The 26,518-nt window shown below is 43.1% G+C and carries 25 protein-coding genes and 1 tRNA gene; 24 read left to right on the plus strand and 2 right to left on the minus strand.

The window, feature by feature from the left end; genetic code table 11:
• The first annotated feature begins 4 nt into the window (after positions 1-4).
• The 10 genes from OMP94_RS02245 to OMP94_RS02290 all read left to right on the plus strand — a co-directional run bounded on the left by OMP94_RS02245 (position 5) and on the right by OMP94_RS02290 (position 12,583).
• The gene (locus OMP94_RS02245; RefSeq protein ID WP_266275534.1) at positions 5-1,204 is read left to right on the plus strand and encodes a glycosyltransferase family 4 protein; all 1,200 of its coding nucleotides are present in this window, start codon (positions 5-7) and stop codon (positions 1,202-1,204) included.
• 9 nt (positions 1,205-1,213) lie between these two features.
• Positions 1,214-2,470, plus strand: coding sequence for a hypothetical protein (locus tag OMP94_RS02250; protein ID WP_266275536.1), 1,257 nt, complete (start codon positions 1,214-1,216; stop codon positions 2,468-2,470).
• Positions 2,467-3,543, plus strand: a complete 1,077-nt coding sequence (locus tag OMP94_RS02255; RefSeq protein WP_266275538.1) for an acyltransferase family protein — start codon at positions 2,467-2,469, stop codon at positions 3,541-3,543. Before OMP94_RS02250 ends, OMP94_RS02255 begins: the two co-directional genes overlap by 4 nt.
• Positions 3,536-4,552: a glycoside hydrolase family 5 protein gene (locus OMP94_RS02260; protein WP_266275540.1), complete on the plus strand. Its 1,017-nt coding sequence runs from the start codon at positions 3,536-3,538 to the stop codon at positions 4,550-4,552. The genes OMP94_RS02255 and OMP94_RS02260 overlap by 8 nt, the downstream gene beginning before the upstream one ends.
• A 35-nt stretch (positions 4,553-4,587) precedes the next feature.
• On the plus strand, positions 4,588-5,673 hold the full coding sequence (locus OMP94_RS02265; protein ID WP_266275542.1) for a glycosyltransferase family 4 protein: 1,086 nt from the start codon (positions 4,588-4,590) through the stop codon (positions 5,671-5,673).
• Complete coding sequence (locus OMP94_RS02270) at positions 5,657-6,400, plus strand: WecB/TagA/CpsF family glycosyltransferase (RefSeq protein WP_266275544.1); 744 nt, start codon at positions 5,657-5,659, stop codon at positions 6,398-6,400. The genes OMP94_RS02265 and OMP94_RS02270 overlap by 17 nt, the downstream gene beginning before the upstream one ends.
• A 3-nt stretch (positions 6,401-6,403) precedes the next feature.
• Positions 6,404-8,383, plus strand: coding sequence for an acyltransferase family protein (locus tag OMP94_RS02275; protein WP_266275548.1), 1,980 nt, complete (start codon positions 6,404-6,406; stop codon positions 8,381-8,383).
• Positions 8,384-8,444: 61 nt separating this feature from the next.
• The gene (locus OMP94_RS02280; protein WP_266276432.1) at positions 8,445-9,611 is read left to right on the plus strand and encodes a nucleotide sugar dehydrogenase; all 1,167 of its coding nucleotides are present in this window, start codon (positions 8,445-8,447) and stop codon (positions 9,609-9,611) included.
• 54 nt (positions 9,612-9,665) lie between these two features.
• Positions 9,666-11,066 (plus strand): mannose-1-phosphate guanylyltransferase/mannose-6-phosphate isomerase, encoded by a 1,401-nt coding sequence (locus OMP94_RS02285; RefSeq protein WP_266275552.1) that lies wholly within the window; start codon positions 9,666-9,668, stop codon positions 11,064-11,066.
• A gap of 29 nt (positions 11,067-11,095) precedes the next feature.
• A complete protein-coding gene (locus tag OMP94_RS02290; protein ID WP_266275554.1) occupies positions 11,096-12,583 on the plus strand; it encodes a phosphomannomutase in 1,488 nt (495 codons plus the stop codon).
• Positions 12,584-12,648: 65 nt separating this feature from the next.
• Here OMP94_RS02290 and OMP94_RS02295 read toward each other — a convergent pair whose 3' ends face one another.
• Positions 12,649-13,422 (minus strand): FAD-binding oxidoreductase, encoded by a 774-nt coding sequence (locus OMP94_RS02295; protein ID WP_266275556.1) that lies wholly within the window; start codon positions 13,420-13,422, stop codon positions 12,649-12,651.
• A gap of 110 nt (positions 13,423-13,532) precedes the next feature.
• Between OMP94_RS02295 and OMP94_RS02300 the strand changes: the two genes are divergently transcribed.
• From OMP94_RS02300 to OMP94_RS02315, 4 genes are all read left to right on the plus strand, one after another.
• A complete protein-coding gene (locus tag OMP94_RS02300) occupies positions 13,533-14,438 on the plus strand; it encodes a LysR family transcriptional regulator (protein WP_266275558.1) in 906 nt (301 codons plus the stop codon).
• 388 nt (positions 14,439-14,826) lie between these two features.
• Entirely contained in the window at positions 14,827-15,804 is a 978-nt protein-coding gene (locus tag OMP94_RS02305) for a DUF1852 domain-containing protein (RefSeq protein WP_266275560.1), read from the plus strand.
• Between the two features lie 24 nt (positions 15,805-15,828).
• Complete coding sequence (locus OMP94_RS02310; protein ID WP_266275562.1) at positions 15,829-16,857, plus strand: methionine synthase; 1,029 nt, start codon at positions 15,829-15,831, stop codon at positions 16,855-16,857.
• A 78-nt stretch (positions 16,858-16,935) separates the two neighbouring features.
• Positions 16,936-17,766, plus strand: a complete 831-nt coding sequence (locus tag OMP94_RS02315; RefSeq protein ID WP_266275564.1) for a sulfite exporter TauE/SafE family protein — start codon at positions 16,936-16,938, stop codon at positions 17,764-17,766.
• Between the two features lie 128 nt (positions 17,767-17,894).
• Here OMP94_RS02315 and OMP94_RS02320 read toward each other — a convergent pair.
• Positions 17,895-17,979: transfer RNA gene (locus tag OMP94_RS02320), tRNA-Leu, on the minus strand.
• Positions 17,980-18,107: 128 nt separating this feature from the next.
• Here OMP94_RS02320 and queA point away from each other — a divergent pair.
• From queA to ahpF, 10 genes are all read left to right on the plus strand, one after another.
• Entirely contained in the window at positions 18,108-19,139 is a 1,032-nt protein-coding gene (gene queA, locus OMP94_RS02325) for a tRNA preQ1(34) S-adenosylmethionine ribosyltransferase-isomerase QueA (RefSeq protein WP_266275568.1), read from the plus strand.
• Complete coding sequence (locus OMP94_RS02330; protein ID WP_266275570.1) at positions 19,136-19,870, plus strand: RNA methyltransferase; 735 nt, start codon at positions 19,136-19,138, stop codon at positions 19,868-19,870. Before queA ends, OMP94_RS02330 begins: the two co-directional genes overlap by 4 nt.
• Positions 19,867-20,661 carry a serine O-acetyltransferase gene (cysE, locus tag OMP94_RS02335; protein ID WP_266275572.1) on the plus strand — a complete coding sequence of 265 codons (795 nt, stop codon included), beginning with the start codon at positions 19,867-19,869 and terminating at the stop codon, positions 20,659-20,661. Before OMP94_RS02330 ends, cysE begins: the two co-directional genes overlap by 4 nt.
• 51 nt (positions 20,662-20,712) lie before the next feature.
• Complete coding sequence (locus tag OMP94_RS02340; protein ID WP_266275574.1) at positions 20,713-21,159, plus strand: Rrf2 family transcriptional regulator; 447 nt, start codon at positions 20,713-20,715, stop codon at positions 21,157-21,159.
• Positions 21,160-21,162: 3 nt separating this feature from the next.
• Positions 21,163-22,305, plus strand: coding sequence for a cysteine desulfurase family protein (locus OMP94_RS02345; protein WP_266275576.1), 1,143 nt, complete (start codon positions 21,163-21,165; stop codon positions 22,303-22,305).
• Positions 22,306-22,309: 4 nt separating this feature from the next.
• Positions 22,310-22,639, plus strand: coding sequence for a HesB/IscA family protein (locus OMP94_RS02350; RefSeq protein ID WP_266275578.1), 330 nt, complete (start codon positions 22,310-22,312; stop codon positions 22,637-22,639).
• A gap of 72 nt (positions 22,640-22,711) precedes the next feature.
• Entirely contained in the window at positions 22,712-24,031 is a 1,320-nt protein-coding gene (gene bioA / locus OMP94_RS02355; protein ID WP_266275580.1) for an adenosylmethionine--8-amino-7-oxononanoate transaminase, read from the plus strand.
• Positions 24,031-24,204 carry a hypothetical protein gene (locus tag OMP94_RS02360; RefSeq protein ID WP_266275581.1) on the plus strand — a complete coding sequence of 58 codons (174 nt, stop codon included), beginning with the start codon at positions 24,031-24,033 and terminating at the stop codon, positions 24,202-24,204. Before bioA ends, OMP94_RS02360 begins: the two co-directional genes overlap by 1 nt.
• 85 nt (positions 24,205-24,289) lie before the next feature.
• A complete protein-coding gene (gene ahpC / locus OMP94_RS02365; protein WP_266275583.1) occupies positions 24,290-24,856 on the plus strand; it encodes an alkyl hydroperoxide reductase subunit C in 567 nt (188 codons plus the stop codon).
• A gap of 79 nt (positions 24,857-24,935) precedes the next feature.
• The gene (ahpF, locus tag OMP94_RS02370; protein ID WP_266275585.1) at positions 24,936-26,507 is read left to right on the plus strand and encodes an alkyl hydroperoxide reductase subunit F; all 1,572 of its coding nucleotides are present in this window, start codon (positions 24,936-24,938) and stop codon (positions 26,505-26,507) included.
• The last annotated feature ends 11 nt before the right edge of the window (positions 26,508-26,518 follow it).

Raw genomic sequence — 26,518 nt, forward strand, 5'->3', positions numbered from 1 at the left:
TGAGATGAGAAAGTATTGCATCGTTGCAGCAGCATACCCGCCTAATATTAAAGGTGGTGGTGAAAAATCGACCCAATTATTAGCAAAAGGCTTATCAGCCTTAGGTAATGATGTAACCGTACTGACGATTGATCATGAAGAAGGTCAGTACATGGACAATGATGTACTGGTTAAAACAATTCGCACGCCAAATATTTACTGGAATTTCAAACATACTCAGCCTGCACATAAAAAGCTGATTTGGCACTTTAAAGAAAACTTTAATCCTCAGGCAATCCAGACGATCGAGTCTAAACTTGAGTCGATTAATCCTGATGCAGTTATCACCAGCACCATTGAAAACTTTGGAAATGCTGCTTGGGAAGCCTGTAACAAACTGAATATCCCGGTTGCTCATATCCTTCGGAGTTATTACACCTTGTGCTTTAAGGGCACGATGTTTCGTAACGATAAAAACTGTGAAGGTCGTTGTCTTGGTTGTCAGGTCGGCACCATGGGACGGGTGAACAGTGCTGGCAAAGTAAATGGACTGATAGGTATCAGTGACTTTATTTTGCAAAAGCATATCCCGTATTTCAAAAATGCGATGAATACGGTCATATTTAATCCCGTAGAAACAGCTACACCAGCCCATCAAGAACTAGATAATTCTGAAAAAGTCTTTGGTTACCTTGGGCGTATTGAACCGGAGAAAGGCGTAGAGCTGTTATTACAGGCATTTCAAACATTACCTGAAGACTACCATTTGAAAATTGCTGGTACGGGGAAAGAAGAGTACGTCCAATATCTGAAAGACAAATACCCATCAAATCGCATCACTTTTCTAGGTTGGGTATCGGCTGATGAAGTGTATCAAGCGGTTAATTTTGTCATTGTGCCTTCAATGTGGAATGAGCCTTTTGGCAGAACGGTCATTGAAGCTTATGCCCAAGGGGTTGCTGTTATTGCATCGGCAAGAGGTGGTTTGAAGGAACTCGTTGTTGAGGGTGAAACCGGCCAGCTGTTTGAGCCTAATGATGTTGAAAACCTAAAAGATGCTTGTCTTGCTGCTGTGAGCAATAACTTAGCTTCGGCCGAGGTTAGCCACAAACTGAAGCAATATGCTGAGCAATTTTCAGTCAGCAATATCTCTGTCCAATACGACGTATTTATCAATCAAATGATTGACGCTTATGAAAGCGCCCATCGAACGGTATTGGTGTAAAGGGCACAGATGGCTTATCAATACACCACGATGAACGACAATCAGCCCGTGTTTAAAAATCACGGTAACAGTCTTGGTATTGCTGGCTGGTTAGTGCTGGTTGCTATTGCCTTTAATGCGGGCTTGGCGATGGTTAATGCCCATGTCATGACATTAGGTTCAGCACATGTGGCATTAACTGAGATTTTGATTCTCGGCACATTGTTAGGTTATTTACTGCTTAACCTGAAAAAAATCCCCGAAATTCTGCCGCATGTGCTGTTCCTATTGGGGATCACGTCATTATCATTGTGGGTGATGCTCACTAATGATGCGATGTTCATCAAAATCCTGCGAGATAGTTTGATTATCGTGGCGTTTGTTTTATTGGGCACATTGCTCAATAGTCAGCAGGTCATCAAGGTGTTCAAAATCATGATGTTGGCGGTATTAGCCATTGCCGTTATCGAGATATTTGCAACTGATATCTACGTCATGATGTTTGAGCCAGAGCAGTATTTTTATACCACGCGCGGTATTGAGCCTTTTGAATATAGTGACTCAGGCTTATTTAGAAACTCGCTGGGTTATAGCTCGCGTTTTTCATTTAACTTTTTGTCATCACACCGTATTTCATCGCTGTTTCTAGAGCAGGTGTCACTCGCCAACTTTACGATGGTGACGCTGATTTTCTTGATGGGATTCAGTAAATACTTAAGCAAACGTGAAGTCTTGTTTTTCTTGTTGGGCAGTATCTTTTTGATTTTGGTTAACGACACACGTACTGGTGCTGTGTTTGCCTTGGCAATGATTCCTTTGTTTTATCTGGCACCGTTACTGCCACGGTGGTTAGCCGTGACATTTATTCCCGGCTTACTACTCTTTGCCATTATCGTGTTTTATGACCCGACACAAACATCTTTATCGGATTCATTTTCAGGTCGTATTGGTTTCACTTTGTATCTATTGAATGAAGCCGACTTATCAACATTACTGATGGGGAATTTGGAGGGCATAAATAGTGTTGCTGACAGTGGCTATAGCTACATTATTTATGCAACCAGCATCTTTGGTTTGATTCTGTATTGGCTATATGGCGCACTGATTGTTCGCTCTGATGAGGCATCCAGCAAACGCTGCGTCTTTGCCATCAACGTATTTATTGCTTTGAATCTGATGATTGGTGCAGCGATTTTCACGATTAAAGTGGCAGCACCTATCTGGATCATGATGGGGTTCCTCTATAAACAAATGCATCAATCTGATGATGTAGAGGCTAAATCATGAATGCACAACTGAGACAAGTTGGCCCTGATTACGCCAAGATGATTGGCATCATCTTAGTGGTATTCGGTCATACCGTCAGAGGTCTGTTCAATGCCGGTATTTTGCCTGCTGATAGTGCATTTTGGCTGAATGTCGATAGGGCGATTTATCTGTTTCACATGCCATTATTCTTTTTCCTTTCTGGCATGTTTATCCAGCAAACATTGGCGAAAACAGAATTAACAGATTTCTTTAAACGCAATGTGTTGATTTTCATCGTGCCCCTGATCTTCTGGTCATATACCCAATCGGGTATTCAGTATTTTGCAGGCGGTAGCGTTAATGTCGAGCGCTCGTTGACCTACGTATTACAAGCACCATTTCCCCCAAAACAACAGTTCTGGTTCTTATGGGCGTTGTTTTTAATTTCTTGTTTTTCAGCGGTCATATTAAAGCTGATCAATGGCAAAACCTTGCTGTCGGTTTTAGCACTAATGGCACTGGCGGTGATGAGCCTGGGTAGCAGTGTTGGTCTCTCAGGTATTACTTACAAAATGGAAGGTCAGACCTTTGGTGAGGCAGTGTTTTTCTTCCCTTATTTTGTGATGGGAGTGCTGATGGCAACACCGACCGTTATGAAGTCAGCATCTACTGCCTTCAAGATCTTGTTGGTCTTTGCTGCAACCGTCATCTTTTACTTAGTCAGCTATCAACAAACTAACGCGTTTTATTACGTCTTTTCGTTTATTGCGGTTTACACCTGCTACCAATGTTGTGCTTATTTAGGTGAGTCAATTCAGGCGCGTTTGGCGAGTAGCGATAAGCCAAGCCCTTTATTACAAAGCCTGCATAACGCACTGATTTTTATCGGTATGAACAGTTTTATTATTTATCTGGCGCACATCATTCCAGAGGCCGGTATTCGCGTTGTTTTAATGAAACTGGGTATCGATGACCCAATCACACATATCACGGCGGGTACGTTATTTGGCTTGTTTGTGCCGTTATTACTGATTCCTGTAAATCTGCTTCTGGTGCGTTACTGGAAGTCAGTGAATTACATTTTCCCAATTAGAAGGATGAAATATGCGTAACCCTAAAAGTTACCGAGTTCTACTACTAATTGTCAGTTTCTTAACGCTGACCTATATGATGCCAAGCCGTGCTGAAGCGCCTTTGGCTGGTGTGAATTTCCCAGGGCCAGGTATTGCTGGACATGTCTTTCCAGGTCAAAAAGACAAAACCTATCACTTCCCCAGTGAGCAAGATGTCAAAAGCTATGCAGACTTTGGTTTTAAAGTGATTCGCCTCGCTTTTACTTGGGAGCGTTTACAACCTGAGCTTAATAAAGGTTTCAACGCACCGTATTTGGCTGATATCGATAAGTTTGTCGAGCAAGCAGCTAAATATGATTTGTTAGTTGTCCTCGATGTACATAACTACGCCCGTTACAAAGGTGAATTTATCGGTAGCAAAGAAGTACCCGTTGAGGCGTTTGAGGACTTTTGGCGCCGTATGGCAAAACACTACATCGGTCAGGAGCATGTCATTTTTGGCCTGATGAATGAGCCTTTTAAACAAGATGCCAAGACTTGGTCAGAAATGGCACAAAGAGGTGTTGATGCGATTCGTGAGGCAGGTGCCGTGCAAAAAATTCTGGTGCCAGCCACGTATTACTCTAGTGCCGCACGCTGGTTACACAAACACGGTGAGTTTTCTAATGGCCAAGTGTTGAAAAACATCAAAGATCCGCAAAACAACATCGTCTTTGAAGCACACCAATATCTTGACCAATATTCAACTGGGCTTGACGACAAATGCGTGAGCTCAAAAGTTGGCGTAGAGCGTTTAACGGCCTTTACCAAATGGCTTAGAGACAATGGTTTTCAAGGTTTCTTAGGGGAGTTTGCTGCCGGTAAAAGTGATGTTTGCCAGCAAGCCTTAAACAATATGTTGCAGTACATGCAAGACAACAGTGATGTTTGGTATGGCTGGACATACTGGGTAGCAGATCCATGGTTTGAAGGTTACCGATTCAATATCTATCCAGCGGACAGTTCTAAGTCACCGCAGTTGAAGGTATTGGAATCTTTTATTCAGTAATCCTGTAAGTACAGATCGAGAATAGGAATTTGGCTATGAAAATTTTGCATATTGTTCGCCAATTTTCTCCGAGTATCGGGGGCTTGGAAGATTATGTGCTGAATCTGTCCTTGGAACAGAAAAGTCTGGGTCATGAGGTGGGTGTGTTTACTTTAAACACCAACTTTCAAACAGAAGAGCGTTTAGCAGATGAGTCGGTTGTTAATGGTGTACCAGTAAAACGTTTTGCTTGGTTTGGCTCAAAGCGTTATCCCATTACGCGTTTTCCACTAAAAGAACTTAACAAGTTCGATATCGTGCATGTTCATGCCGTGGATTTTTTTATCGATTATTTGTCGATGCTGAAACGTGTTGGACTGCTTAAAGCCAAATTGGTATTAACGACGCATGGCGGTTTTTTTCATACGCCACAACAGCAGGCGCTGAAGAAACTCTTTTTTAAGACCATTACCCGGTTTACGCTGCGTCCAGTTGATGTCGTATTCACAATAAGCAACAACGACAAAGCACTGTTTGAGCAAATCAAAGATGACTGTCATCTCATTGAAAATGGCGTGGCATATCAAAAATTTGGTCATGCTGGCGCATTACAAAGTAATAGCGATTTTGTCTATTTAGGACGCCTGAGTTCAAACAAACGACTTGATTGGCTCATTGAAGCGTTTAGCCAATTGGCACCCGATGGTAGCAAGCTGAAAATCATCGGTAATCGCGCCACGGGTGATGCTAAACAGTTAGAAGAACTGGTGATATCTCTGCATGCCCAAGATCGGGTAGAGCTATTGTTCAACATCGATGATGAGGCGATTCGTGAGCATATTGAGTCGTCACGTTATGTCATTAGTGCCTCTGAATATGAAGGTTTTGGCCTTAGCGTTATCGAGTTGATGTCATATGGCTTAGTGCCGTTTCTATCGAGCCAACCAGACTCATTTAAAGGCTTTATTTCACAGTCTGGCGTTGGCGAATTATTCACCTATGAACACACGGATTTTGAAGCCAGTTATTTATCACTGGTTAAGTCATGGTCAGTCGACGAAGTCGAAAAATCAAAACAATTTGCCGAGAGATTTTCTTGGAAGTCAGTAGCGAGGAGCATTGTTGATGGCTATGCAGTCTGAAAAACCGTCAAAAATCGAGCAGATTTTAAGTAAGCTCACTATTTATGAAAATAGTGTGGCTTGTTTGAATGATCTCAAAGCCACTAAAGCATCACCGGGCTTTACCTCTGTGGGGTTTTTGAATCAACACGGTGTCAATTTGATGCTGGAAGATGAAGCGACTTTTGCGAGTTTTCTAAGCCTTGATTATCTGCTGCGTGACGGTATTGGGGTAAGCCTTGCCTTACGCTATTTTTCGATGGCTGAGGGTGCCAATTTAAACGGTACGGATTTTATCCCGCAAATGGTTGATACCTTCAATGACACGGATACCGATTATTACGTTTTAGGCACTCAGTCTCCATGGCTTGAAGTGGGGAGTGACAAATTACTAGAAGGCCGAGCTAAAGCGATTAGAAATGGTTTTTATCCGATAGATGATTACATCACTTTCCTAAAGCAAGAAATTGATCCAACACGTTTTAGTGTCATCGTGCTTGCCATGGGGATGCCTAAGCAAGAGGTGCTAGCTAACCGGATAAAAGCTGAACTGAGTGGCAATGGTTTGGTGATTTGTGGTGGTGCAATTATTGATTTTTATGCAGATCGTTTTAAACGTGCACCAGCATGGGTTCAGAAATGTTCACTTGAGTGGTTATACCGTTTAGTAAATGAACCAAAACGTTTGTTTAAACGTTATGTCGTCGGTATTCCCGTTTTTTTATACAGAATCGCATTTCGGGCATAAACCTTGGAACATATTCCTAGCAAAATTCCTTTTAGAGAAGATATCAACGGCCTAAGAGCTTGGGCTGTGATTGCTGTCGTCTTTTATCACTTACCGTTTAGCTACCAGCTATCGGGTGGTTTTGCCGGTGTTGATATTTTCTTTGTGATTTCTGGCTTCTTAATGACGTCAATCATTTTGGGTGGCTATGAGCGTGGTGGTTTTTCACTTGGCAAGTTTTATATGTCGCGTGTTAGACGGATCTTGCCAGCATTATTGTTTTTAGTCGTAACGCTACTCACGATGGGCTGGTTTTTATTAACGACGCCCGATTATCAAAGCCTGTCAGAGGAAGCGGCAGCAGCCTTAGGATTTGTGTCGAATATCCATTACTGGGATAACGCCGGTTACTTTGATACCAGCTCAACAGAAAAGTGGTTGTTGCATACTTGGACGTTGTCAGTCGAAGCACAGTTTTATTTGCTATACCCCATTTTCTTGATGTTAATTCACAAGCTGACACGTTCACAGAAAGTATTGTGGACAGTGCTTTTGCTAGCCTTTTTAGCGTCGTTGACGCTTAACATTATCGTGGTGCATTTTTATCCCATCCCAACGTTTTTCCTGCTGCCTTCTCGTGGCTGGGAGTTATTGGCTGGTGGCCTTGTTTATTTAACACCGAAAATTTGGCCAAACGTCGTGAATAGCCAGCTTAGAGCGCCAATGTTTTACCTTGGCTGGGCATTAATTATTGGCAGTCTATTGCTGTTAAACGAATCATTGTTGTGGCCAGGCTATTGGGCGTTATTGCCGGTGCTGGGTGCATCATTGGTGATTCTGGTTAATCAACCACAATCCGTATTTACCCAAAATGCCGTTTTTCAGTGGTTAGGTGATCGTTCTTATTCATTGTATCTATGGCATTGGCCGGCAATCGTGCTGCTGTTTTTTATGTCTGTCGAGGCCAGCAATATGGCGATTATGTTGGCACTGATTGCCAGTGTTGCCATTGCACATTTCTCGTATCAAGTTATCGAGACTCCGACCCGTAAAGTGTTTTCTGGCTTGCCATTAAAGAAAGAAGTCGCGGTCATTTTTTCAACAACCGCGTTATTGGCATTAGTGGCAGTGAACTTTGCCAATACACATTTAGATGGGCGAATTGATCAACAAATAGAGCAAATCGCCTATCAAGCAGAAAATAAAAACCAATTTGAATGTACAAAAATAAACGCTTTCAACAATGAAATGCCGAGCTGCATTTATGGTGATAGTAATAATATCGGCGCCATTGTGGTGGGGGACAGCCATTCAACATCGCAAGTTACGGCGATTGCCGAGGCTGCAAATAAACATGGTTATGGCGTAGCACATTACTACCATGATAGTTGCCCGACTTTATCGGGCGTCATGCTTGCCGATTGGTTACAAAACTACCCACAAGATAAATGTGCCAACTTTGTGAAGTGGGTTAATGCAGAGCTCGATAATTACCCGCAGCATATTCCAATAGTCATTATTAATCGCTTTGTGTTTATGTTTGGATCATCGGTTGATAAACGGCCAGCCGTTTATTTTGATGCCGTTTATCCAAGTAATGATTTGCCAGCTTTTCACCAAGAAGTGAATGACGCCATTGTTGAGACGTATTGTGCATTTGCAGACAAGCGTCCAGTGGTGATTATGAAGCCAACGCCCGAGCAAAACTTTAACGTTGCCAAAGAGGCTTCGAGAGAACTGCTTTTTTATAACGAAATGCCTGATTACGCCGTCACGATGGAGCATTACCAAAAACGTAATAGCACCATCTTGAAAGCACTTGAGCAAACCAGTCAGCAATGTGATGTCACCTTGCTGGATCCCATTCCCTTTCTTTGTGACAACGGTGTTTGCCCGGGGATGATCAATGGTTTGCCTATCACCACTGACCGACATCACTTTAATGAGTACGGCAACAAATTATTAGTGCCACTTTTTGATCAGGTTTTTAACGTCGAAGGTTAAAAACAAAAGTTGGTAGTGGAAGAAGTTAAATGAATTTTTTAGCAATAGGAAAAAATAAATGATGAAAATAGCGATAGCTGGCACAGGTTACGTGGGACTATCTAATGCTGTTTTACTGGCACAACATAATGAGGTTGTGGCGTTAGATCTTATCGCTGATAAAGTTGATCTTATCAACGCTAAAAAGTCACCGATTTCAGATGCTGAAATAGAAGACTTTCTGGCTAATAAAAGCCTGAATCTGACAGCAACGCTTGATAAGCATGCGGCATATGAAAATGCAGATTATGTGGTGATTGCAACGCCAACTGACTATGACCCAGAAACCAATTATTTCAATACGGGGTCGGTCGAGGCTGTCATTAAAGACGTGATGGAAATTAATCCTTCAGCCGTCATGATAATCAAATCAACAGTGCCTGTTGGTTATACCAAAAACATCAAACAGACTTTAGGCTGTGAAAACATCATTTTCTCGCCAGAGTTTTTACGTGAGGGTAAAGCGTTATACGACAATCTTTATCCATCACGCATTATTTTGGGTGAAGACTCGCCAAGAGCAAAAGCGTTTGCGGATATGTTGGTGGAGGGCGCTCAGAAAGAAGACATTCCCGTCTTATTCACTGAGCCAACTGAAGCTGAGGCGATTAAGCTTTTTTCTAATACTTACTTAGCTATGCGTGTTGCCTATTTTAATGAGCTGGATAGTTATGCTGAGATTAATGGCATTAACAGTCGTCAAATCATTAATGGCGTTTGTCTGGATCCACGTATCGGTGATCACTATAACAATCCTTCGTTTGGGTACGGTGGCTATTGTTTACCGAAAGACACCAAACAGTTATTGGCCAATTACCAGAATGTGCCTAACAACATCATTAATGCCATTGTCGATGCCAATACCACGCGTAAAGACCATGTGGCAGCCAGTATTCTTAAATTAAAACCCAAAGTGGTCGGTATTTATAGATTAATCATGAAGTCTGGCTCGGACAATTTCAGAGCATCATCCGTACAAGGCATTATGAAACGAATTAAGGCCAAAGGGATTGAGGTCATTATCTATGAGCCTGTCTTACAGGACGAGACGTTTTTTAATTCACAAGTGGTTCGTGATTTTGAGGAGTTTAAATCGAGAAGTAGCGTGATTATTGCGAATCGGATGGTTGATGACATTCGTGATGTCGCTGACAAGGTCTATACACGTGATTTATTTGGTAACGACTAAGGCCAATTCCTTCCTACCAGAACTTATTGATATTGAAATAACTAGGAGAATCCTATGATTCCAGTTGTCATGTCAGGCGGAAGCGGTACACGTTTATGGCCGCTTTCCCGAAAAAATAAGCCCAAGCAATTTTTGTCATTGTTTGGTGATGAAACGATGTTTCAACAAACATTAATGCGTCTTGATGGTATTCCGGGTTTAGAACCGGCCACCATCGTATGTAGTAATGACCACCGATTTATGGTGGCAGAGCAGCTTCATGAACTTGGTGCAGAATCATCGACAATTATGTTGGAGCCTGTACCAAGAAATACGGCGCCGGCATTGGCTGTTGCAGCATTACAAGCAACCAGTAAAGGTGACGATCCCATTTTATTGGTGTTAGCTGCAGACCATGTCATTAGAGATGTTCCTGCTTTTCATAAAGCTATTAATGACGCTAAAGAGCAGGCTGAGCAGGGCGCATTAGTGACGTTTGGTATCGTGCCGACCGAACCGAACACCGGTTACGGTTATATCGAAGCGACGAAAAAAGACACCATCAGCGCCGTTAAGGCATTTGTCGAAAAGCCAGATTTAAAAACGGCTGAACAATATGTGAGCTCTGGTAAGTATTACTGGAATAGTGGCATGTTTATGTTTAAAGCATCTACGTTATTGGCCGAACTTGATAAATATTCGCCAGATTTACTGATTGCTTGTCATGACGCTTTAGAAAATGCGAATCCTGATTTGGATTTTATTCGCCTTGATCAAGAAAGCTTTGAAAGAAGCAGTGCGATTTCAATTGATTATGCGGTTATGGAAAAAACCGAAAAAGCTGTTGTCGTGCCTTTAGATGCAGGCTGGAGTGATGTCGGTTCATGGTCTTCTTTATGGGACTGTGCAGAGCAAAGTGAAGACAATAATGTGACTTATGGTGACGTGATGCTTGATGGTGTCACTAACTCCTATGTCCATAGTCAAGACCGTCTGGTAACTGTGTTAGGCCTCGACAATGTTGTGGTTGTTGAAACGGTTGATGCGGTTATGGTTGCCAGTAAAGACAAAACCCAAGATGTGAAAAAAATGGTTGAGCAACTGAATGATTCCGAACGTTCAGAAGCCGAAAACCATCGTCTGTGTTATCGCCCTTGGGGATTCTATGACTCGATTGATAATGGTGACCGTTTTCAGGTCAAACGTATCAGAGTAAAACCGGGGGCCTCACTCTCATTACAAATGCACCACCACCGTGCGGAGCATTGGATCGTTGTGACTGGCACAGCCCAAGTGACATGTGATGATAAGGTGACTTTGTTGTCTGAGAATGAGTCAACTTATATTCCACTGGGCAAAACTCATCGTCTTCATAACCCTGGCCAAATTCCTCTGGAAATTATTGAAGTGCAATCTGGTAGCTATTTGGGTGAGGACGACATTATCCGTTTTGATGATAACTATCATCGTGATTAAAACCGTATAGGCAAATTAGAGACTGTGTAATGAAAACCAGTATTCAGGATTTAATGAATCAATCAGGTGTGAGTTTCGGTACCAGTGGTGTACGCGGACTTGTTAGCGATATGACAGACAAAGTCTGCGTTGCTTATGTCACTGCCTTTATGCAATACCTGCAACAAAATGAAATGGTGGCACCTGGGGACAATGTCGGCATTGCTGGGGATCTTCGGGAGAGTTCACCAAGAATCATTAAAGCTGTGGCGGCAGCCTGCAAAATGATGGGATATGAGCCAATTTATTACGGTTTAATCCCATCACCGGCACTGGCTTTATTTGGCATTACGCAAAAAATGCCGACCATTATGGTCACAGGCAGTCATATCCCTGATGATCGTAATGGCATGAAATTCAACACCCCACTGGGTGAAATTCTTAAACAAGATGAGGTGGGGATCAGACAACAGCTGGTTGAATTACCTAGAGGCTTATTTGATAGCAATGGTTATTTGGTTGCAGAGCCAGAAATGCCATCTGTTCGAAATGAAGCTCTGGAGCATTACGTAAAACGCTATGTTGGCTTTTTCCCAAGCCAATGTTTGCAAGGCAAACATATCGGTTTATATGAACATTCGTCGGTTGCTCGTGTTGTTTTCCGTATCATACTTGAATCACTTGGCGCCCAAGTCACCTCACTAGGTCGGTCTGATACTTTTGTTGCCGTGGATACTGAAGCCATTAGACCTGAGGATACGGCCGCGGCGTCACGCTGGGCACAACAACATCATTTTGATTGTATTGTCTCGACCGATGGTGATGGCGATAGACCGTTAATCAGTGATGAAAATGGTCAATGGTTACGCGGCGATATTGCTGGAATTTTGTGTGCTGCATATCTTCAGGCAGATGTAGTTATGACTCCGGTAAGTTGTAATAGCGCCGTTGAGAAAAGTCAGTTATTCAGTAAAGTCACCAGAACAAAAATTGGTTCGCCATACGTTATTGCGGATATGCAACAAGCGCAGCAAGAAATGCCAGGTTCGAGCATTGTTGGTTACGAAGCAAATGGTGGTTTTCTGCAGCTCACCGCTGTGCAACGTGATGGTAAAACCTTAGCGCCACTGCCGACAAGAGATGCGGTTATTGTTGCTTTGTCTGTAATTCTGGCTACTGATGAGCAGCAGTGTGCTATTTCAGAACTGGTTGAAAAATTGCCATCCCGATTTACCTATAGTGATCGTTTAAAACAATTCCCTACCGAGTTGAGTCAGGTACGTTTGGCACAGTTTGATGCTGATGATTGGCAAATGGTTTGTACAAACATCAAAAAAGCATTTCCTTTTGTCTCAGCGCCCATATCTGTTGATAAAACCGACGGGGTCAGAATCACGTTTGATAATGCCGATGTTGTTCATCTTAGGCCATCGGGAAATGCACCGGAACTAAGATGCTATACCGAGTCTTCTTCAGCGGTTGCGGCTAAAAAGCTTAATGAAATTTGTATTGAGCAAATGGCTTCGTGGAAAAGCTAAAAGAAATGACGTTTTGTTAAGCAGGTTTACCAACCGTAAACCTGCTTATACGTTATGAATAAGTATTAAGTTCTCGGCGCATATTGAAATGCATCTGAATAACAGTTGTTTTCTTTCAATCCAATGACAGCAAGTTTATCAATCGTGCCATAAACCATTTGTGGCGAACCGCATAGATAGACTTGTACATCACTAAGATCGTCATAGTCCTGTTGGATAACTTCATATATGTAACCAGAACGACTGGACCAGTCTGGATGGGCTGATTCGAGGATAGGGGTAAATGTCAGGTTTTGATTGTTTGTTAACCAATCTTGAAACTCGGTATGTAAATAAAACTCATCGGCGTGTTTGTTAGACCAATAAATGTTTACATCAGCATTTGGCTGTTGTCGCAAAATAGTTTCAATTAAGCATTTTATCTTCGCAATTCCCGAGCCTGATGCGATCAATAAATGTTTTTGGCTGAGGTTAGTTTGCAGAAAAGCTTGCCCCATTGGTAAGGTCACTGGGATGGCTGCTTCGACATTTAATAACGCAGCAATACGATTTAAAACCTTATCGGAAAATTCACTGTTATTTTGGATGATAAGTTGTAATCGGTTTGGTTTTTCTGGGTCAAAGCCATTAGCAATTGAATACAGCAAAGGTTGTAATTGACCGTCACCATTTACGTCTAACGACAGCTGAAGATGCTGGCCTGCATAGTAATCCAAGACGGAACCCTCCGGCGATGCCAATTCAATCTGGTAGGTATTGTCACTAAGAGACGAAATTTTCGTAACCTGACAGGCATGGATAACAATGGGTTTTTCTGGGTAGCCAATAGCTGTATTCATTTTAAGCTCATGCGGGGTGATTCAGTAATTAATGAGCGACAGAATAAAGTACTTAATTTATGAATAAAAATGTTATATTTTCACATAACAATTAATTTTACTCATACCTTATGATTGAACGAATCCACTTAAAAGTTGTTTATGCCGTTGATCAGCATGGTTCGCTAACAGCTGCTGCCAAAGAATTACATCTCACCCAGTCAGCGCTCAGTCATACGATGCGTAAATTGGAAGATAACCTAGGTACGGATATTTGGTTACGCGAGGGTCGAAGCTTGCGGCTTACCCAAGCGGGGCGATATTTATTAAATATTGCCGAGCGGGTTTTACCTTTATTGGGTCATGCTGAAGAAAAGCTAAAGCAAATAGCACAAGGTGAGCGAGGAACATTACGTATTGGGATGGAATGCCATCCTTGTTACCAATGGTTATTGAAAGTGGTTTCGCCGTTTTTAGCTGCCTGGCCTGATGTGGATGTCGATGTAAAACAAAAATTTCAGTTTGGTGGTGTTGATGCGTTGATGGATTATGAAATCGACTTATTGGTGACGCCAGATCCTATCTATAAAAGTGGCCTTTGTTTTAATCCTGTTTTTGATTATGAACAAGTTTTGGTTGTGCCGGTTCATCATGAACTGGCCTCTCGAAAATACGTTCAGGCAGAAGACTTACGTGACCAAGTATTACTGACATATCCCGTAGCAACCGATAGGTTAGATATCTATACACAATTTCTTAATCCTGCCGAAGTTGTTCCCAAACATCATAAAACTAGCGACACGACAGAAATCATGCTGCAAATGGTTGCGTCAGGTCGGGGTGTAGCTGCCTTACCGCGTTGGCTTGCAGAAGAATATTGCCTCAAACTCCCGCTAGCTGTTGTTCGCCTGGGTAAGACGGGTATTGCTAAACAAATCTATTTGGGAACGCGGGAAGGCGATGATGACATTGAATATTTGAAGTCATTTATTGATTTAGCCAGCAGCTTTAAACACCCATTAGGCTTACCGTCATAATCCTTAAATGCGCTGTATATCAGCGCATAACCTGACTCAAAAGTATCTTTTCAGCTTATCAAATGGCTATTTGGACATGTTTTTGTGAGTGCTAAATAATGTCTGTAGCCATTGTTTGATTGTCTCATCGTAATCTTTCTTATTCGTTAACCATGAGCGAATCTGGCGACTCACGTGCCAAGTTAACGAAAACCTTTAGTGTGTTGCATGAATAAAAATCATTATTTCATGAGATAAAATCAATTTTTTTCATGGTTTGGTGCCTGTATAAAGTGCCTTAAATGCAATCGCGTTAGCGACTCAAACTTCCTGCTAATCCAAGAATTGAGGTTTGATTTGAGCAGATTGCTAATAACTCAGGTACAGCTTAAAACAGGGAACAGAAACCATGAGCACAGGCTTCCAGTACACAATCAAGCGCATTCGTTTTGATGAAAATTATCAACCATCAGACAGCACGCGAATCACCACCAACTTCGCGAACCTAGCGAGAGGTGAGCGTCGTAAAGAAAATTTACGCAATGCCTTAAAGATGGTTGATAGCCGCTTTAATGCCCTAGCTAGCTGGGATAACCCAAAAGGTGACCGTTATAGTGTTGAGCTGGAAATTATTTCTGTCGATATTGATGTGGAAGGCAATGGTGCAAATTTTCCATCTATAGAGATTTTGAAAACCTATATCGTTGATCATCAAGCCAATAAACGTATTGAAGGGATTGTTGGTAATAACTTCTCGTCATATGTGCGTGACTATGATTTTAGCGTCCGTCTTTTGAAACACAACGAAGGGCAATCTTCGTTTAGCATTCCTGATAACTTCGGTGATTTGCACGGCAAACTCTTTAAAGACTTTGTTAACTCAGAGACTTACCAAGAAAACTTCAAGAAGCCGCCGGTTATTTGTCTCAGTGTCTCAGATAACAAAACTTATCACCGCACAGAAAATCAGCACCCGGTTTTAGGTGTTGAATATGTGCCAAATGAATCTTCGCTGACAGAAAAGTATTTCAAAAAAATGGGCTTTGCCGTGCGTTACTTTATGCCGCCAAATAGCGTTGCCCCTTTAGCGTTCTATTTCTTTGGTGACTTACTTTGTGATTACACCAACCTTGAGCTGATTGGCACGATAAGCACAATGGAAACCTTCCAGAAAATTTATCGGCCAGAAATTTATAACGCGAATGCGGTGGCCGGTAATTACTTTCAACCAACTTTGAAACATGCTGACCACTCGCTGACACAAATTGTTTATGACCGTGAAGAGCGAAGCCAGTTAGCTGTCAAGCAGGGCAAGTTTGCTGAGGAATACTTCATCAAACCTTATCAAGCAGTGCTTGAAAAATGGTCTGAAAGTTACAACGCATAAACCTTAAAGTTAATGAAAGATAAAATGAAAAAAATATTACCTACGTCAACGGCTGGAAGTTTGCCAAAACCCTCATGGCTGGCAGAGCCAGAAAAGCTATGGTCACCATGGAAATTAGAAGGGCAAGCATTAATAGATGGCAAACATGATGCTTTGCGTCTGTCGCTACAAGAACAGCAACATGCTGGTATTGATATTGTGAGTGACGGTGAGCAATCACGCCAACATTTCGTAACCACGTTTATTGAACATCTTGATGGTGTTGATTTTGAAAAGCGTGAAACAGTAAAGATTCGAGACCGTTATGATGCCAGTGTGCCAACCGTTGTTGGTGCAGTGAGTCGGCCAAAGTCAGTATTTGTTGAAGATGCGAAATTTTTGCGTAGCCAGACGGATCGGCCTATTAAATGGGCATTACCTGGTCCAATGACAATGATTGATACGCTTTATGATGCGCATTACAAAAGTCGCGAAAAATTGGCATGGGAATTTGCCAAAATTCTTAATCAAGAAGCGAAAGAGCTAGAAGCTGTCGGTATCGATATTATCCAATTTGATGAACCCGCATTTAACGTGTTTTTTGATGAGGTGAATGATTGGGGGATGGCGACATTAGAACGGGCTGTTGAAGGTCTCAAGTGCGAAACAGCCGTTCATATTTGTTATGGCTATGGCATAAAAGCCAATACGGATTGGAAAAAATCTCTGGGATCCGAGTGGCGCCAATACGAATCGATATTCCCGACGTTGCAACAATCTAGTATCGATATCATTTCATTGGAGTGTCACAACTCACATGTACCGATAGAGCTTATCGAGCTATTAAGGGGCAAAAAGGTCATGGTGGGCGCGATTGATGTTGCCAGTGACCGAATTGAAACGCCAGAAGAAGTCGCTAATACGCTAAGAAAAGCCCTACAGTTTGTCGATGCGGATAAACTTTACCCATGTACTAATTGTGGTATGGCACCATTACCTAGAGAGCTTGCTAGAGGTAAGCTTGATGCATTGAGTGCCGGAGCCGAGATTATTAGAAAAGAGCTTTCAGCATAATCTTATTATTAAGCACGCGGTAGGTTAGACATTAGCCTATCGCATGTTTTTGTTTACTGAAAAAAGAACCTGAACGGGATGAATGTGATCGAATTTTTAACCGCTAATTTAACGACCGTAATGGCTTTATTTGCAACAGGCGCCTTTGCTGGTGTTTTAGCAGGATTGTTAGGTGTTGGTGGCGGCATTGTGATTGTGCCCGTGCTGTTTTTCTTGTTTCAGGGCTTTGGCGTCTCTGCAGACTCAGCAATGTTAATTGCAACAGCCACGTCGCTTGCTACTATCATTCCGACCTCAATCAGTTCAATACGATCACACAAGAAAAAGGGGAATGTGGATTTTGAACTGCTAAAACGTTGGGCTGGTTTTATTTTTATTGGCGTGTTGTTAGGCAGTTGGTTAGTGACGCGTATCGATGGACTGTGGCTAACCATGTTGTTTGGCGTAATTGCGACTTTATCAGCGCTCAATATGCTGTTAAGAACGAGTAAATCTGCACTCTTTAATCAATTGCCCGGAAAAGTAGGGCAAACCTTGCTCGGCACATCAATTGGTTTTTTAAGTTCCATGGTAGGAATTGGTGGCGGGACGCTTACCGTACCAATCTTAACGATTTGTAACTATCCGGCGCACAAAGCAGTGGGCACAGCAGCAGCAGTAGGGTTAATTATTTCCTTGCCAGGTGCACTGACCATGCTGCTATTAGGAACTACCCCTGTTGATGCACCCGTCGGTACCTATGGTCTAGTCAATCTAATCGGTTTTTTATGTATCGTGCCACTTACCGTGCTTTTTGCACCGCTAGGTGTCGCGTTAGCCAGTAAGTTAGATGCCGTAAAACTTAAGCAAGTTTTTGCCGTGGTGCTGCTCATTACGGGATTAAGAATGTTGGCTGAACTAATTTTGTAGTTTGGCCAGACGAGATGAAAATCGCTTGATAGACGTTCGCTATCAACAAATTAAAAACTTGGTTTGGAATTTAGCTGTTTGGATTCATACAGCTTTAATGGGGTAGAAAACCCCAATAATGATAATTTTGGTACCGAGGGCGAGAATCGAACTCGCACTTCCGAAGAAACCGGATTTTGAATCCGGCGCGTCTACCAGTTCCGCCACCCCGGCAACCAAGCTGCGCATTATAACGAGGCATCGCCGATATTAAAAGGCGTTTATGTCATTTATTTGTCATAAGTGTCGAAATTAGTGATTAAGCCTAACGATTTAGTCGGGTGCTCTGCTATGATCTCGGCATGCAACGTACCGACTTCCAGTTTGATTTACCTGATGAACTTATCGCCCAGTATCCTGCCGCTCAGCGTGCGGCCAGTCGTCTTTTGACGCTGAATGGCAACACGGGTGAGCTAAGTGATAAGAAGTTCTCTGACTTTCTTGAGCTACTGCAGCCTAATGATCTATTGGTGTTTAATAACACCAAAGTGATACCCGCTCGCTTATTGGGTGAGAAAGAGACGGGTGGAAAGGTTGAAGTTTTGGTTGAGCGCCTGTTAGATGATAATCAGGCGCTGGTGCATATCCGAAGCAGTAAATCACCATCAGCCGGTCGACGCCTAACTTTAGAAGGCAATGTTGAGGTTGAAGTCTTAGATCGCCGCGATAATCTATTTATCATCCAATTCTTGTCGTCTGAGCCTGCTGTTTCATTACTGCAAGAATATGGTCGTATGCCTTTACCACCTTATATTGAACGTGAGGTGGATAAAGCCGACTTAGCACGTTACCAAACGGTTTATGCCAAACACGTTGGCGCCGTGGCTGCACCGACAGCGGGCTTACACTTTGATGAAGCTCTATTACAGAAAATTAATGAGCTTGGTATTGAAACCGCAGAAGTGACATTACATGTTGGCGCGGGAACATTTCAGCCAGTTCGAGTTGATGATATTCGTACTCACCAGATGCATGCTGAACGAATTGAAGTAACTAATGAGGTATGCCAGCAAGTTAAAGCTACTAGAGCGCGTGGTGGCCGTGTTATTGCTATCGGCACGACTAGCGTTAGAGCATTAGAGAGTGCATCTCAAACCGGTGAGATTCAGCCTTTTAGTGGTGAAACCGAGATATTTATTTATCCTGGATATCAGTTTAAAAGTGTTGATGCCATGGTCACTAACTTCCATTTGTCGGAGTCAACGTTATTAATGTTGGTGTCGGCGTTTGCTGGACGAGATCACATTATGGCTGCTTATCATCATGCCATTGCCGAACGTTATCGATTTTTTAGTTATGGCGATGCCATGTTTATTACCCGGAAAACACTATGACCCAGCTAGAAAAAGTACGTTTTGTATTAGTTGGTACAACCCATCCAGGCAATATTGGTGCATCAGCTAGAGCCATGAAAACCATGGGGCTCAGCAACTTGCATTTGGTTGCGCCCAAAATCTATCCAAGCGCTGAAGCGACTGCTCGGGCTTCTGGTGCGGATGATGTGTTGGCAAAAGCCCAAGTACATGAAACATTGGCTGATGCATTAGTCGGTTGTCAGCATGTTTTTGCCATGAGCGCACGCCTGCGTCACTTTGAAATGCCATTATTAAATCCGCGTGAAGCTGTGGAAAGCCTTGAAAAGTTTGATGACGATACCCAAATAGCAGTGGTATTCGGGCGTGAGCATTCAGGCTTATCGAACGAAGAAATTGATCAGTGCCATACGTTGGTGAATATTCCTGCCAACCCAGAATACAGCTCGCTGAATCTGGCTGCTGCAGTGCAAGTATTAGCATATGAACTGAGAATGAGTTTTAAACCAGTAGTGGATCCGGGCCGAATTGGTGAAAAGCGCGAAGCAATTGGTGCGGAAGATATGTTCCATTTATATGAGCATTTCGAACGCAGCCTTGAAACCATTGGCTTTTTGGACCCCGAAAACCCACGTTATTTAATGCGTCGGATTAAACGTTTATTTAACCGTGCTGATTTGGACCGAAATGAAGTGCAGATTTTGCATGGAATTTTGCGTGCTGCCGAAACCAAAGCGAGGAATGCAAAATGAGCGACACCGAACAAGTCAGCCGTTGGCAACGATTTAAGGAAGATATTTACTGCGTTTTTGACCGTGATCCTGCGGCGCGTAATGTCTTTGAGATCGTCACGACTTATCCGGGTGTTCATGCTTTGACCATGCATCGTCTTAGCCATTGGTTATGGAAAAAAAACTGGCTTTGGTTGGCACGTTTCAACTCAACGATTAGTCGCTGGTTTACCGGTATTGAAATTCATCCAGGTGCCAAAATTGGTCGCCGCTTTTTCATTGACCACGGCATGGGCGTCGTTATTGGTGAAACCGCGGAGATCGGCGATGACTGCACTTTGTATCATGGTGTGACCTTAGGGGGTACATCATGGAAAGGTGGTAAACGTCATCCTACGTTAACTAATAATGTTGTTGTCGGTGCGGGTGCCAAAGTATTGGGACCTATCACGGTGAATGATGGGGCTCGTATTGGCTCTAACGCGGTTGTCGTCAAAGATGTTGCGGCTAATGAAACAGTTGTCGGGATTCCAGGACGTGTTGTTCGTAGCCAAAAAACGCCGGATTTACAGGCCCAAGAAAAACTGGCGCAATCAGTTGGTTTTGATGCTTACGGTGCAACCAATCAAACACCAGATCCAGTGGCCTCAGCCATTCATGGTTTGATTGAACACATCCACATGACGGATAAACGTGTTGAGCAATTATGCAAGACAATTCAACATCTTGGCGGACAAATTCCAGATGTTGATATGCCAACATTGGATGGTTGCGAGTTGGACAAGGACAACAAGTCGTCTAAAGTTGACTAAAATAGTCGGGTATGGAAAACTTACGCTGTTATTTTTAAAGCGGAAATTCCCATGCGCCTCACGACAAAAGGTCGTTACGCCGTCACAGCGATGCTCGATTTAAGCCTGAACTACGGTACAGGTGCCATCACACTGGCGGATATTTCAGAGCGCCAAGGTATTTCGCTCTCATACCTTGAGCAATTATTTGCTCGTTTACGTAAACAAGGTCTTGTAAGTAGCTCGCGAGGTCCAGGTGGTGGTTATCGTCTGAGTCGAACCTCAGAGAGTATTACCGTATTGGACGTGATTTCGGCTGTTGATGAAAAAGTCGATAGCACCCAATGTCACGGCAAACATAACTGCCATGCAGATGAGCAATGTGTCAGCCATGAGTTATGGGAAAGTCTCAGCGATCAGATCCGTACCTATTTAGCTGGCATCACGCTGCACCAAGTCGTCAGTGATTATCAGCGCACTCGCACTGGTGAAAAAGTCATCAAATTCGATATTCGCTAAACCATGGCGTTTACGTATTTAGACCATAATGCTGGCACGGCATTAGCACCGGGCGTATTAGATGTCATGTTGCCTTATATGCGACAGCAACAAGGTAACCCATCGAGTAGTCATCGTTTTGGCCGTTTTGGTCAAGCTGCTTTAGATACAGCACGTGCTCAAGTTGCAAAGTTAGTTAATGTTGAAGCCAAACAAGTTTGGTTCACGAGTGGTGGTACCGAGTCTAATAATCAGGCGTTAATGGGCATCACCAGTCAGTTTGATGGCGGCCGAATCCTTGTCAGCAGTATTGAACATCCAGCTGTGTTAGAACCAGCCAAACGTTTGGCCAAATTAGGTTTTGAAGTCGTGGAAATTCCTGCAAATGCAGCAGGGCAGATCACAGCATCAGCATTGGCTTCAGTATTAACTGACGATACACGCTTGGTATCTGTAATGTGGGCGAATAATGAAACTGGTGTGATTCAGGATATCGCTAGTTTGACAGCATTAACTAGAGCGAAGGGAATCGTGTTTCACTGTGATGCGGTGCAAGCGGTTGGCAAATTAGACGTTGATTTCCAACAAGCTGGTATTCAGCTTATGAGTATCTCAGCTCATAAATTCGGTGGTCCCAAAGGTATTGGGGCTCTTATTGTTGATAAACAATTAGACTGGCCAGCGTTTGTATTAGGTGGTGGTCAGGAAAACGAAAAACGCAGTGGTACTGAAAATGTGGCTGCAATAGCTGGTTTTGGTGCAGCGGCGGAATATGCCCAACAGCATTTAGCTGAATACCAGTCGCACTGCAAAATGTTGCGTGAAGCACTTGAAGCAGCATTGAAAAAACTGCCCGGCGTCACCATATTTGCAGAGAATAGCCCGAGACTGCCGAATACGGTTTTTTTTGTGTTGGCGGGCTTTGATTCTGACACCTTATTAATGACATTAGACCGACAAGGATTTTCAGTCGCTAGTGGTTCTGCTTGTGGCACTGGACGCCAAGTCCCTAGCCATGTGTTAACTGCAATGGGGGTTGATGAGAACACAGCGTTAGGTGCAGTCAGAATCAGCGTGGCAGCAGACAATACTGAGAAACAAATACAACAACTGGCTGTTGTATTAGAAAAAGAAGCCAGTCGCTTTAATCATTTATTGAACAGGTAGCAATATGACAATTACCCTGACAGAAACAGCCGTAAAACGTGTGCGTGACATGGTGAGCAAACGTGAAGGTGGTGTTGGCCTGCGTATTGGTGTGGTGAAAAGTGGCTGCTCAGGCTATAGCTATGCATTGGATTATGCTGATTCAGTTGCCGACAACGATGCCATTATTGAACAAGATGATGTTAAAGTTGTGGTCGATAAAGACAGTTTGCCAATGTTAGAAGGTATGGAATTAGACTTTGTTAAAGAAGGCTTGAATCAAAGCTTTAAATTCCGTAACCCGAACGTGACTTCAGAGTGTGGTTGCGGTGAAAGCTTTAGCGTCACTAAATAACAACGTTAATTTACGTTAACTAGCTGCCCGCTATTGCGGGCAGTTTTGTTTTAAAGACCTTACAGTAACGCTATGAATCAATTAGATAATTTGGCTTTTGATGCTGCCCATCTTTGGCATCCATACAGCAGTGTGATGAATCCACCTTTATTACATGAAGTCGTTTCTGCTGATGGTGTGTATTTGACCTTAAAAGACGGTCGTCGGGTGATTGATGGGATGTCGTCTTGGTGGTCAACAATTCATGGTTATAACCACCCAAGACTGAATCAGGCTGCCAAAGATCAAATCGATAAAATGGCACATGTGATGTTCGGTGGGTTAACGCACGATCCTGCTGTCAGTCTGGCGCGTCGATTAATCGATATGACCGATGAATCCTTACAGTATGTCTTTCTGGCAGATTCAGGTTCTATTTCGGTTGAAGTGGCCATCAAGATGGCACTTCAATATTGGATCGCTCAAGATGTCACTGATAAACATACACTTTTAACTGTACGTAGTGGTTATCACGGCGATACGTTTGGTGCCATGGCGGTCTGTGATCCTATTAATGGTATGCACAGTAAGTTCTCTGGCGTATTACCCAAACATATCTTTGCTGCAGCGCCGACATGTCGGGACGATGCGGATTGGCAAGACTCTGATATCGCCGAAGTTCGCAGTATCCTTGAAAAACAGCATCAGCAAATAGCAGCTGTCATTATTGAGCCCTTGGTTCAAGGCGCAGGGGGCATGCGTTTTTATTGCCCGCGCTACTTACGTGAATTACGTAAACTGTGTGATCAGTATGGTGTCTTGTTAATTTTTGACGAGATTGCAACGGGCTTTGGCCGAACTGGTAGTTTATTTGCTTATGAAGAAGCTGGTGTCGTGCCAGATATTCTTTGCGTCGGTAAAGCTTTAACCGCTGGCTATATGACGCTAGCAGCAACGATTTGTAATCAAACCGTTGCTGATGGGATTGCAGCAGATGGGCAGGGCGTTTTAATGCATGGACCAACCTTTATGGGTAATCCACTTGCGTGTCGTGTTGCTTGTGAGAGCCTTGATTTGCTGCAGTCGTATGATTGGCAAGCATCGGTCAAAACCATTGAAAGCCAATTAAAACAACAACTATCGCCATTGGCTGAACATGAAATCGTAAAAGAAGTTCGTGTCAAAGGGGCGATTGGGGTTGTTGAGTTAACGATTACTTTGGATGAACACATGTGTTGGTTACCCAAGTTTATTGTTGACCAAGGGGTTTGGATTCGACCATTTCGTCACATGATTTACATCATGCCCCCCTATATTATTAGTAAAGCGGAACTTCAGGTTTTAACGCAGGCAATTGGTAACATGGTTGAAGCGATAGCAAATGCCGAACAAAAAACATTGGTGACTGATTAGTGGAAGTGAAATACGCAATGCAGCGTGTTTATCCAGCTTTAGCTGACAATCATTTACAAGATACATTTGCCGTGGTGAATAACGACGGCAATGGTATAAAAACCTTTGAAGGTGATACTTCAGAGGTTTTTTTATGCGGTGAAACAATTAATCGGATTAAGCGATTAGTTTAATTGGATTAAGTTGTTTGACCATTCGTAGGTCGGACACTAGAATGCAAATTGTCCTTTCCGACAAAACAATTTAAGGGAGTTTTACATGTCAACTTTAATCAATACTACGATTAAGCCATTCAAAGCGACTGCTTACCACAACGGTGAGTTCGTGCCAGTTAGCGATGCTGATCTGAAAGGTAAGTGGTCTGTTGTTTTCTTCTACCCAGCTGACTTCACTTTCGTTTGCCCAACTGAACTGGGTGATCTGGCTGATTACTACGACAAACTGCAAGAAATGGGTGTTGAAGTTTACTCAGTATCTACAGATACACACTTCACTCACAAAGCATGGCATGACGCTTCTGAAACAATCAAGAAGATCAAGTTCCCAATGATCGGTGACCCAACTGGTGCTATCAGCCGTAACTTTGAAGTTATGATCGAAGAAGACGGTCTGGCTCTGCGTGGTACTTTCGTTATTGATCCAGAAGGTTCAATCAAAGTATGTGAAGTTCACGATCTGGGTATTGGTCGTAGCGCGAAAGAACTGGTTCGTAAAATCCAAGCTGCTCAATACGTTGCATCTCACGATGGTGAAGTATGCCCAGCTTCATGGCAGCCAGGTGAAGAGACTCTGTCTCCTTCATTAGACTTGGTTGGCAAGATCTAAAAAAACGGCTTAACAGTCGACTGGTCCGGGCTTCGGCCCGGACTTTTTAAATAACAGAATTTTTACAGGCAGGTGCCTTATGTTGGATGCAAATATTGCAACGCAGTTGAAATCTTATCTGCAAAACTTACAACGTCCGGTTGAGATCGTTGCGTCACTCAATGAAACGCCAAAAGCCGCTGAAATGCGTGAGCTTCTGGTGGAAATTGCTGACATGTCAGATAAAGTCACACTCAATGACCGCGATAATGATGCCCGACAACCTTCTTTTCGCATTAAGCAACCGGAAGGTCAGGAGCAAATTCGCTTCGCTGGTATTCCGATGGGACACGAGTTTACCTCGTTAGTCTTAGCGTTATTGCATGTTGGTGGCCATCCACTTAAGACTGAGCCTGAAGTTATTGAGCAAATTAAAAATCTCGATGGCGAGTTTCACTTTGAAACCTATATTTCATTGTCATGCCAAAACTGCCCAGAGGTAGTGCAGGCATTGAACTTGATGGCAGTGCTTAATCCTAAGATTAGCCACACGATGATTGATGGTGCCTTATTCCAAGATGAAGTGAATGAGCGTCAAATTATGGCAGTGCCTACCGTCTTTTTGAACGGTAAACAGTTTGGTCAAGGTCGTATGAGTTTGCCTGAAATTCTTGGCCGACTGGATACTGGGTCAATCAAGCGTGAAGCTGAAAAAATCAGTAAAAAAGAGCCATTTGATGTGTTGATCGTCGGTGGTGGTCCTGCAGGTGCCTCGGCTTCAATTTATGCTGCACGTAAAGGTATTCGTACCGGTATTGTGGCTGAACGTTTTGGTGGCCAAGTGATGGATACCATGGCAATCGAAAACTTCATTTCAGTGAAAGAAACTGAAGGTCCGAAGTTGGTGGCGGCGCTAGAAGAACACGTCAAAGAATATGAAGTTGATGTGATGAATCTGCAACGTGCAAGCAAGCTGACCAAAAAAGGATCGATGGTTGAAGTTTCACTCGAAAGTGGCGCGACACTGCTTAGTAAATCTGTCATTTTGGCAACGGGTGCTCGTTGGCGTGAACTGGGCGTTCCAGGTGAAGCAGAGTATCGCGGACATGGTGTTGCCTATTGCCCGCATTGTGATGGTCCTTTGTTTAAAGGTAAACGTGTTGCAGTTATTGGTGGTGGTAACTCTGGTGTTGAGGCAGCTATTGATTTGGCAGGTATCGTCGGTCATGTCACATTGATCGAATATGCTGATCAATTAAAAGCTGATGCCGTATTGCAGAAAAAGCTGCATAGCTTGAATAACGTTGAAATCATCATTGGTGCACAAACGACAGAGATCACTGGCGCTGATAAAAAAGTGAACGGTCTGAAGTACAAAGACCGGGCGACAGGTGAAACACACCATGTTGAAGTCGCAGGTGTTTTCGTGCAAATCGGTTTGATACCAAATACTGATTTCTTGAAAGACACGGTGAAATTGAGTCAGTACGGTGAGATTGAAATTGACTCACACGGCGCGACATCAATGCCCGGTGTGTTTGCGGCTGGTGATGTAACAACAGTACCTTACAAGCAGATCATTATTGCCATGGGTGAAGGTTCGCGTGCTGCATTAGGTGCGTTTGATTACCTAATTCGTAATGACTTTAATGAAAAGGATGAAGCGGCCTAGTCCGTTTAGAG

This window comes from Methylophaga sp. OBS3 (assembly GCF_026319325.1).
GTDB lineage: Bacteria > Pseudomonadota > Gammaproteobacteria > Nitrosococcales > Methylophagaceae > Methylophaga.

What these genes read in the sequence shown, in the direction of transcription:
- OMP94_RS02260 (WP_266275540.1), top strand. Translation starts at nt 3,536, where the DNA reads ATGCGTAACCCTAAAAGTTACCGAGTTCTACTACTAATTGTCAGTTTC.
- bioA (WP_266275580.1), top strand. Translation starts at nt 22,712, where the DNA reads ATGAATCAATTAGATAATTTGGCTTTTGATGCTGCCCATCTTTGGCAT.
- OMP94_RS02245 (WP_266275534.1), top strand. Translation starts at nt 5, where the DNA reads ATGAGAAAGTATTGCATCGTTGCAGCAGCATACCCGCCTAATATTAAA.
- queA (WP_266275568.1), top strand. Translation starts at nt 18,108, where the DNA reads ATGCAACGTACCGACTTCCAGTTTGATTTACCTGATGAACTTATCGCC.
- OMP94_RS02300 (WP_266275558.1), top strand. Translation starts at nt 13,533, where the DNA reads ATGATTGAACGAATCCACTTAAAAGTTGTTTATGCCGTTGATCAGCAT.
- OMP94_RS02350 (WP_266275578.1), top strand. Translation starts at nt 22,310, where the DNA reads ATGACAATTACCCTGACAGAAACAGCCGTAAAACGTGTGCGTGACATG.
- cysE (WP_266275572.1), top strand. Translation starts at nt 19,867, where the DNA reads ATGAGCGACACCGAACAAGTCAGCCGTTGGCAACGATTTAAGGAAGAT.
- OMP94_RS02315 (WP_266275564.1), top strand. Translation starts at nt 16,936, where the DNA reads ATGAATGTGATCGAATTTTTAACCGCTAATTTAACGACCGTAATGGCT.
- ahpC (WP_266275583.1), top strand. Translation starts at nt 24,290, where the DNA reads ATGTCAACTTTAATCAATACTACGATTAAGCCATTCAAAGCGACTGCT.
- OMP94_RS02290 (WP_266275554.1), top strand. Translation starts at nt 11,096, where the DNA reads ATGAAAACCAGTATTCAGGATTTAATGAATCAATCAGGTGTGAGTTTC.
- OMP94_RS02285 (WP_266275552.1), top strand. Translation starts at nt 9,666, where the DNA reads ATGATTCCAGTTGTCATGTCAGGCGGAAGCGGTACACGTTTATGGCCG.
- ahpF (WP_266275585.1), top strand. Translation starts at nt 24,936, where the DNA reads ATGTTGGATGCAAATATTGCAACGCAGTTGAAATCTTATCTGCAAAAC.
- OMP94_RS02255 (WP_266275538.1), top strand. Translation starts at nt 2,467, where the DNA reads ATGAATGCACAACTGAGACAAGTTGGCCCTGATTACGCCAAGATGATT.
- OMP94_RS02265 (WP_266275542.1), top strand. Translation starts at nt 4,588, where the DNA reads ATGAAAATTTTGCATATTGTTCGCCAATTTTCTCCGAGTATCGGGGGC.
- OMP94_RS02250 (WP_266275536.1), top strand. Translation starts at nt 1,214, where the DNA reads ATGGCTTATCAATACACCACGATGAACGACAATCAGCCCGTGTTTAAA.
- OMP94_RS02280 (WP_266276432.1), top strand. Translation starts at nt 8,445, where the DNA reads ATGAAAATAGCGATAGCTGGCACAGGTTACGTGGGACTATCTAATGCT.
- OMP94_RS02295 (WP_266275556.1), bottom strand. Translation starts at nt 13,422, where the DNA reads ATGAATACAGCTATTGGCTACCCAGAAAAACCCATTGTTATCCATGCC.
- OMP94_RS02270 (WP_266275544.1), top strand. Translation starts at nt 5,657, where the DNA reads ATGGCTATGCAGTCTGAAAAACCGTCAAAAATCGAGCAGATTTTAAGT.
- OMP94_RS02330 (WP_266275570.1), top strand. Translation starts at nt 19,136, where the DNA reads ATGACCCAGCTAGAAAAAGTACGTTTTGTATTAGTTGGTACAACCCAT.
- OMP94_RS02345 (WP_266275576.1), top strand. Translation starts at nt 21,163, where the DNA reads ATGGCGTTTACGTATTTAGACCATAATGCTGGCACGGCATTAGCACCG.
- OMP94_RS02340 (WP_266275574.1), top strand. Translation starts at nt 20,713, where the DNA reads ATGCGCCTCACGACAAAAGGTCGTTACGCCGTCACAGCGATGCTCGAT.
- OMP94_RS02310 (WP_266275562.1), top strand. Translation starts at nt 15,829, where the DNA reads ATGAAAAAAATATTACCTACGTCAACGGCTGGAAGTTTGCCAAAACCC.
- OMP94_RS02305 (WP_266275560.1), top strand. Translation starts at nt 14,827, where the DNA reads ATGAGCACAGGCTTCCAGTACACAATCAAGCGCATTCGTTTTGATGAA.